Origin of the sequence: Mesorhizobium sp. M1338, assembly GCF_040318045.1 — a bacterium.
In the GTDB taxonomy this organism is placed as follows: domain Bacteria; phylum Pseudomonadota; class Alphaproteobacteria; order Rhizobiales; family Rhizobiaceae; genus Mesorhizobium.
Window position 1 is genome coordinate 1 of record NZ_JAMYLL010000143.1, and the last position, 884, is coordinate 884.

Genomic DNA, 884 nt, shown 5'->3' on the forward strand with positions numbered 1-884 from the left:
GGCACGGCGACGTCGCGCGGTTCGAGCATTCCGGAGCTGAAAGCTTCACGACCGGCCTCGACCGCCTTGCCGAACGCACACGCCATGCCGACCGGATCGGCCGCCTTGGCGACCGCCGCGTTCAGGAGCACGGCGTCAAAGCCGAGTTCCATGACGGTGGCCGCGTGCGACGGTCGTCCGAGGCCTGCATCCACAACCAGCGGGACGCCTGGAAAATGGCCGCGCATCGAGCGCAGCGCCGTGATGTTGATCGGACCGAGGGCGGAACCGATCGGCGCGCACCACGGCATCAGAACCTGACAGCCCGCCTCCAGCAGCCGCTCGGCGACGACAAGATCGTCGGTGGTATAGGGGAATACGTCAAAACCGTCCTCGCACAGGATGCGGGCGGCTTCGACCAGCCCGAACACGTCCGGCTGCAGCGTGTCGTGGTTGCCGATCACTTCGAGCTTGATCCAGTTGGTGCCGAAAACTTCGCGCGCCATCTTCGCGGTCGTGACAGCTTCATTGACCGAGTGGCAGCCGGCAGTGTTGGGCAGGATTCTGACGCCGAGCGAGCGGATCAACGACCAGAATTTTTCGCCGGCCCTGCCGCCTGCCATCTCACGGCGCAACGAGACGGTCACCACCGACGTGCCCGACGCCTTGACAGCCTCGGCAAGGATGGCCGGCGAAGGATATTGCGCGGTGCCGAGAAGCAGGCGCGACGGAAGCTCGGTTCCATAAAGCTCTAACATGATCTAGCCTCCCTGCATGGGCGAGAGGATTTCGACCCGGTCGCCATCGCTTAGCTGGAATTCCGCCCGGTTGGCTTTGTGCACGAGGTCGCTGTTGACGGCCGTTGCCAACCAATCGCCCTCGTAGTCGAGCGCGGCAAGCAGCTC

General features: G+C 64.6%; 2 protein-coding genes. Both read right to left on the bottom strand.

Annotated features, from left to right (window positions below):
• The coding region (locus tag NKH19_RS33360; protein WP_352983967.1) for a thiazole synthase at window positions 1–737 on the bottom strand (737 nt) is incomplete at its 3' end.
• A gap of 3 nt (window positions 738–740) precedes the next feature.
• Window positions 741–884 (bottom strand): sulfur carrier protein ThiS (thiS, locus tag NKH19_RS33365; protein WP_352983970.1); only part of this gene is annotated, 144 nt, incomplete at its 5' end.